This is a genomic window from Rhodopseudomonas sp. B29, assembly GCF_000333455.1.
Lineage (GTDB): Bacteria > Pseudomonadota > Alphaproteobacteria > Rhizobiales > Xanthobacteraceae > Rhodopseudomonas.
Genome location: NZ_BADD01000570.1, coordinates 1 through 6,727 on the forward strand (window position 1 = coordinate 1; position 6,727 = coordinate 6,727).

The 6,727-nt window shown below is 64.2% G+C and carries 7 protein-coding genes; 4 read left to right on the forward strand and 3 right to left on the reverse strand.

From position 1 onward, the window contains the following. A partial coding sequence (locus tag I5M_RS20285) for a BA14K family protein (protein ID WP_022723066.1) occupies positions 1-285 on the forward strand: 285 nt, incomplete at its 5' end. Between the two features lie 61 nt (positions 286-346). Here the strand turns inward: I5M_RS20285 and I5M_RS30245 are convergent. Beyond that, a complete protein-coding gene (locus I5M_RS30245) occupies positions 347-1,474 on the reverse strand; it encodes a sodium:proton antiporter (RefSeq protein ID WP_307706776.1) in 1,128 nt (375 codons plus the stop codon). A gap of 198 nt (positions 1,475-1,672) precedes the next feature. Further along, on the reverse strand, positions 1,673-2,377 hold the full coding sequence (locus I5M_RS20295) for a DUF4396 domain-containing protein (protein WP_022723067.1): 705 nt from the start codon (positions 2,375-2,377) through the stop codon (positions 1,673-1,675). Positions 2,378-2,513: 136 nt separating this feature from the next. On the opposite strand from I5M_RS20295, the gene I5M_RS20300 reads away from it, so the two are divergent. Continuing rightward, positions 2,514-3,482, forward strand: a complete 969-nt coding sequence (locus tag I5M_RS20300; RefSeq protein ID WP_022723068.1) for a cation diffusion facilitator family transporter — start codon at positions 2,514-2,516, stop codon at positions 3,480-3,482. On the opposite strand, the gene I5M_RS20305 is transcribed toward I5M_RS20300, so the two are convergent. Then, positions 3,483-4,853: a hypothetical protein gene (locus tag I5M_RS20305; RefSeq protein ID WP_022723069.1), complete on the reverse strand. Its 1,371-nt coding sequence runs from the start codon at positions 4,851-4,853 to the stop codon at positions 3,483-3,485. It lies immediately after the preceding gene. 427 nt (positions 4,854-5,280) lie between these two features. Between I5M_RS20305 and I5M_RS20310 the strand changes: the two genes are divergently transcribed. Both I5M_RS20310 and I5M_RS20315 read left to right on the forward strand, forming a co-directional pair. Next, positions 5,281-6,150 (forward strand): ADP-polyphosphate phosphotransferase, encoded by an 870-nt coding sequence (locus I5M_RS20310; RefSeq protein WP_022723070.1) that lies wholly within the window; start codon positions 5,281-5,283, stop codon positions 6,148-6,150. 28 nt (positions 6,151-6,178) lie between these two features. Further along, a partial coding sequence (locus I5M_RS20315; RefSeq protein WP_022723071.1) for a MaoC/PaaZ C-terminal domain-containing protein occupies positions 6,179-6,727 on the forward strand: 549 nt, incomplete at its 3' end.

The window sequence follows — 6,727 nt, forward strand, 5'->3', positions numbered from 1 at the left end:
CCGCAGGTTCAGCAGGTGCAGTGGCGCCATCACGGCTGGCACGGCGGCTACGGCTATCACCGCGGCTATGGTAACCGCCACCGCGGCTACGGCTGGGGTCCGGGCGCTGCGATCGGCGGCCTGGCGGCCGGCGCCATCATCGGCGGCGCGATCGCCAACAGTCAGGCCCAGGCGGCCGCCTCTGGGGCCGATGCGGACGCGTATTGCTCTCAGCGCTTCCGGAGCTATGACCCGTCGTCGGGCACCTACATGGGCTACGACGGTCGTCGTCACTCCTGTCCGTGATCTGTAGTCCGTCATTATCGTTAGCAACGAAAGGCCGCCCCGAATCCCGGGCGGCCTTTTCTCATTCGGCCGCGTCGTTGCCCACAGGGGTCCCGACGCCGAGGCGGCGGGCGAGGCGTCCGAGCGTCAAGCCTTGCACCACCATGCTGAACACGGCGACCGTGTAGGTCGCTGCCGTCAAGGCGGGCTTGAAATCGCCGGGTGGGATCGTCAGCGCCAGCGCGACCGAGATCCCGCCCCGCACGCCGCCCCAGGTCAGAATCGCGATCGTGCCCCGTTCGAAGCGGGATGTGATGCTGAACAGCAAGACGGGGACCGCGACCGACACGAACCGTGCAATCAGCACGTTTGGCACCGCGGCCAGAGCCAGCGGGGCCAGCGTGAGCTTGGCGCCCAACACCAGAACCTCGAATCCGATCAGCAGGAACAACACGGAATTCATGATCTGGTCGATCAGCGTCCAGAAGCCGAACAGATAGCGGCGCGTCTGATCGCTCATCGCGCGTTCGGCGCCGCGATTGCCTATCAGCACCCCGGCCGTCACCACGGCGATCGGCCCGCTGACCCCGAGCTTCAGGGCCACCGCGTAAGTGCCAGTGACCAGCGCGATCGATATCAGCACCTCGATCGGATATTCGTCGAGCGCGTGCATCGCCCGGTAAGCGATATAGCCGGTCACGATGCCGAGCAGCGCGCCGCCGCCGGCTTCGATCAAAAACACCTTGCCGAATTCCAGCCACTCGATCTCGTTGCCGCTGGTCACCGCAGCGCTCAGCAGCAGCGTGAACAGCACGACGCCGACGCCGTCGTTGAACAGCGCCTCGCCCGAGATGTCCATTTCGAGAGTCCGGGGAATCTGGACCGCCTTCAGCGTGGACAGCACCGCGATCGGATCGGTCGGACTGATCAGCGCTCCGAAAACCAGCGCCCAGATCAGCGGCAGGGCGATCCCCAACGCCTGCGCGGCGCCCCAAAGGCCGATCCCGACCAGGGCCGTGGACAGGAAGACGCCGACCGTCGCCATCGTGGCGACGATCCATTGTCGGTCGCGCAGCCGCGACAGGTTGATCTGCAGCGCGCCTGCGAACAGCAGATAACCGAGCATGCCGTTGAGCAGCGTCGCCGAAAAGTCGATACGCTGCAGCCAGCCCGCGATTTTCGTGGAAATCGGCAGATCCGGAAACGCCAATTTCGAGGCCGATCAGCAGTACCGAAGCGGCCAGCCCCATGACCAAGAGGCCGATCTCGTTGGGCAGACCGATCAGGACGTGATTGATCCAGGCCAGCGCCGCTGTGACCACCAGCAACACCGCAAGGACGTCGAACAGCGACAGCATGGATCATCCTTCCCGGGCCGGGGCGTCGGGCACATCGCCAGACCGTCGGGCTACATCTTCTCTTTGAGGCCGATGCGCAACAGCCACCAATTGACCGGATAGCTGGTGATGAAGCCGCAGATCATCGCGATCTGCATTACGAACCAGAATTCCGGGCTCGCGACTTCGAGTTCGTGGCCGAGCACGCGGCGGAACAGCCAGAAGTGCGTCAAGGCCATGCAGCCGTACATGCCGATCTGCCAGGCCGTCAGCGACAACGTATCGGCCTTGATCGCCGCCCAGATGCCGGCCGCGACACCGAGCTTCCGCATCGGCGCGATCGTGTAATACTGGAAGACGATGCCGAACCCATAAGCGAAGACGTAGTCCAGGATCCACGCCGAAAAGATCTTGTTCGCGAACAGCGTCTTCCAGCCGAGCCAGACCAGCACGGCCGGCGCCGCAAACGCCAGCCATTCGGCACAGATGTCACCCAGCGTACAGCCACTGCCGCAATGCGAGGCGCCCTCGGCCACCATGATGGCGAAAGGTTTGTCGCCGGCTCGCCCCTCCGCGTCGGCCGCCGAGAGCCGGCCGTAGCGGAAGTAACCCCACGTCCACAGCACGCTGCCGAACAAAGCGGTCAGCGGCCACACCGCGTTCATGATCCACATTCGCTGCGGATGCCGTGCCTCGTCGATCGCGATGATGGCCGCGCAGAGCACGGCGAGTGCCAGCGAGACGATCGAGAGAATATGGAGCCACGAGGGGATCATGCGTGCGTCCGGGCTTACGGCTGAGTTCATCCACAAATCGCAGCGCAGTGGCATTGTTCCTGAATCAGGCCAATTGCGGAACAAGCGGCGGCCGCCGCGTCTTTGATGCTGGTGTGAATTCTCACAGGAGCCCAACTTGGCCGCACAGGCGTCGTCGACGCAGCATTCATCGAAGACCGTGATCTACGCGGCATTGGCCGGCAATCTGGCGATTGCCGCGACCAAGCTGGTGGCGGCGCTGCTGAGCGGCAGTTCGGCGATGCTGAGCGAGAGCGTGCACTCGATGGTCGACACCGGCAACGAAGTGTTGCTGTTGTACGGATTGCATCGCGCCGCAAAGCCTGCCGATGAGGCGCATCCGCTCGGCCACGGCCGCGAGCTGTACTTTTGGAGCTTCATCGTCGCGCTGCTGCTGTTCGCGATCGGAGCCGGCGTGTCGTTCTACGAGGGCGTGCTGCACATCCTGCAGCCGACCCCGATCGAGGATCCGAGCCTGAACTACATCGTGCTGGCGATCGCTTTCGTCTTCGAAGGCGGCTCGTGGTTTGTCGCGTGGCGGGGTTTCCGCGCCGTGGCGCCAAGCCTCGGCGTGTTGCCTGATGCCGACTACATCGAGGCCGCCGAGCGCAGCAAGGATCCGACCAGCTTCATGGTGCTGTTCGAGGATACTGCGGCGCTGATCGGCATCCTGTTCGCAGCCGCCGGCACCTTCGCGGCCGAACAGTTGCAGATGCCGGTTCTCGACGGCGTCGCGTCGATCGCCATCGCGCTGCTACTCGGCGCCACCGGCGCGTTCCTGGCGCGCGAGAGCAAGGGGCTGTTGATGGGCGAGCCGGCCGGCGCGGCGACCCGGGCGGCGATCCTGCGCATCGCCAATGCCAGCCCTGCGCTTAAGGCCGAAAACCTGTTCACCGTGCATCTCGCGCCACGTCAGATCGTGGTGGCGTTGGCGCTGAGCTTTCCGGAAGATGCCCGGGCCGCGGACGTCGAGCGCAGCGTCGAGCGGTTAGAGACTGATATCAAGCGGCAATGCCCGGAGGTCGTCGCTGTCTTCATGCGGCCGCGAGGGCGCCCCGACCGGCTGGAGCCGGCCGTAGGGAGCTGATCAGTCCGCCGCTTCGTCAGCCGTGGCTTCGTCTTCCTTGAAGAATCGCGCAGCCGCGATCAGCACCGTGAAGGTGGCGATCCAAACCAGGCGGGCGCCGTAGCGATCGTGCGGGCCGCAGATGACGCCGCACACCAGCGCGTTGCCGAACAGCGCCGTCGCCACCGTGCCGGCGAGCAGCGTCACGTCATCGAGCTCGCGCCGATACGCGCCGACGCCAAGGATTACCACGAGCAGCGCCATCGAGCCCAGTGCCACCGGGACATGCACCCAGTTCACCGCGTCGAAATTGATGTCCCAATGCTGCTGCCGCGCGGCGTGCATCGCCTTCACCTGATCGGGCATGTAGCGTTCGATGATGCCGTAGGTGTGGGGAATCCACCCGGTGGTGCCTTCGCCGGTCGCGACGTGCACGAGCTGATCCCAGGTCGCCTTGGCGGCGGTGGTGATCTGCATCATCGGATAGGCGATCAGCGCCTCGTGGGCGATGAAGTCCATTTCGTTGCTCATGCCGTCGAAGCGGCCGAGTCGGTCGAACACGTTGTTGTTGCCACCCCAAAGGAAGTCGTCGCCGGTCGGCGGCAGTTCGTCCTTATAGGGGCAGAGCTTCAGCTTCACGGTCGCGCAGTGGTCGTCGAGGTATCGCTTGACGATGCCGTCCTGCAGCATGCGGCCGAACATCACCGCGCTGCCGCCCGGCGTCCAGCCCCAGGTGCCAGAGAGGGCGTGATTGCAGACCAGCACCAGCAGCGAGCCGGCGACGATGGCGGCGCTGCCCTGCGCCAGGCCGAGCGCCGAGATGCGGCCGCGCAGCCACGGCAACAGCACCCAGCCGACGCAGCACAGCCCGGCCAGCACCGCCACCGTGGCGCTGTGGGTTGCTGCGGAGAAACAGGTGAAGGCGAACAGCAGCCACTTTTCGAGGATCGAGGTGCCGTTGCGATAAGCGACCAGCAGGAACAGCGTCAGCACCGACAGGCCGGCAAAAATGTCGGTCAGCAGCATGCTGGCGATCCACGGCAGCGCCGTGGTGGCGATCAGCGCCACGCCGATCGCCGCGACGCGGAACGGCCGCGTCGTACCGAACATCCGCAGCGTCAGCTGCAGGATCCACAGTGTTGCGATCGCCTGGACGGCGAGATTGAGCCAGAAGTGCGAGTGCTCGCCGAAATGCAGGTAGATGCCGTAGGCGGTCGATCGGTTGATGACCAGATAGCCTTCGTACCAGCGCGCCAGATAGCCGCCGGTGTCGTATTGAAGCAGCGGGTAGCCGTTCCAGATCGCCGGCGCCAGCATCAGCAGCGGCAGCACGATCAGCGCGATCCGCGCCGAACTCAGGCGGCGCTTTTGCGCGGCCAGTGCGGTGGCCAAAACTTTGGTGGGAATGGAAGCCCCCTCAGGTCGGGTCGGAACGGTGGAAGCTAGTCATCTGTCATGCCGGTGCTGAACGCCCGGTGAATGGCCGAAAACCTCGTTTCCAGCGCCGTGCCCGCGCGATCCACCCCGATTTTGCGCCTTTCTTAGGGCGAAATCGTCCTGCCAATCAACTGGGAGCGCCGAAACGGGCCGGTTTGTAAGGTCACAATGGGTATCTTGATCCATCGCACCACCACGACGTCGTTATTCGTGGTCAACGAAGCCTTGCGGCCTGCTGGGGGTTTTACGGGGCAGCTTTGGCGGCTTCCGTGATGGACGGTATAGTCGCCGCAACGCGTATCGCAGCTCTGCTGCAACTGATGACGAGCAGATAACGAGCTTCCACCGCAGGCCCGCCGGCCGGCCTCCTGAAAGGACTCCGATGAAGATCAAGACCGATCATTTCCGCGTCGGCGAGGACGAAAAGGTCGTGCTGAAGAAATGGCCGACCCTGATCGACCCGGTCTACGAGTCCAAGGAGCACTACCACGAGTTGCTGCGCAGTCACGTCGGCCGCCTCGCCGACTTGCAGAAGCTGCTCTATGCCAGCAACAAGCACGCGATCCTGCTGATCTTCCAGGCCATGGACGCCGCCGGCAAGGACGGCGCGATCCAGCACGTGATGAGCGGCGTCAATCCGCAGGGCTGCCAAGTGTTCAGCTTCAAGCACCCGAGCGCCACCGAGCTGCAGCACGATTTCCTGTGGCGCACCACCCGCGACCTGCCGGAGCGCGGCCGCATCGGCATCTTCAACCGCTCGTATTACGAGGAGGTGCTGATCGTCCGGGTGCATCCGGAGATTTTGAAAAGCGAGTCGGTGCCGAACGGCGTGCATCAGGCCAAGAAGTTCTGGCACAACCGCTATCGGTCGATCACCAATCTCGAGCACCATCTGCATCTCAACGGCACGCGCGTCGTCAAATTCTTCCTGCATCTGTCCAAGGAGGAGCAGCGCAAGCGCTTCCTGGCGCGGATCGACGAGCCGGAGAAGAACTGGAAATTCTCGACCGCCGATATCGAGGAGCGGAAATATTGGGACGACTATATGGACGCCTACGAGCATTGTCTTAGCTCAACATCCACCGAGGACTCCCCGTGGTACGTGGTGCCGGCCGACGACAAGGAAAACGCCCGCCTGATCGTGTCCCAAGTCATCGTCGAGACACTTGAAGCGCTCAAGATGAGCTACCCGGAGACGACCCCGGCACGCCGCAAGGAACTGCTGCGGCTGCGCCGGCAACTGCTCAAATGAGCGGTCGGGCCCAGCCTGTGGACTTGCAATGGATCAGATTCAGAACCGCACCTACGACGAGATCGCGCTCGGTGACACTGCGAGCCTGGTGCGGACGCTGACGGCGCAGGACATCGCCGTCTTCGCCATCATGTCGGGCGACGTCAACCCGATGCATGTCGACGCCGAGTACGCCAAGAGCGACATGTTCCACCAGGTCATCGCCCACGGCATGTGGGGCGGGGCGCTGATCTCGACGCTGCTGGGGACGCAGCTGCCCGGACCGGGCACCATCTATCTCGACCAGTCGCTGCGCTTCAAGAAGCCGGTGCTGCTCGGCGACACCATCACGGTCACCGTCAAGGTCACCGAAAAGAACGACGCCAAGAAGCGCCTGCTGCTCGACTGCCGCGCCACCAATCAGCATGGCGACGAAGTGATCACCGGCATCGCCGAAGTCATCGCGCCGACCGAAAAGATTTCGCGGCCGCGGGTGATCATGCCTGAGATCGACCTGCACCGCACCGCGCAGCGCTACGAGCGGATGATCGAGATGACGCGCGGGATGACACCGCTGCGCACCGCCGTGGTGCATCCG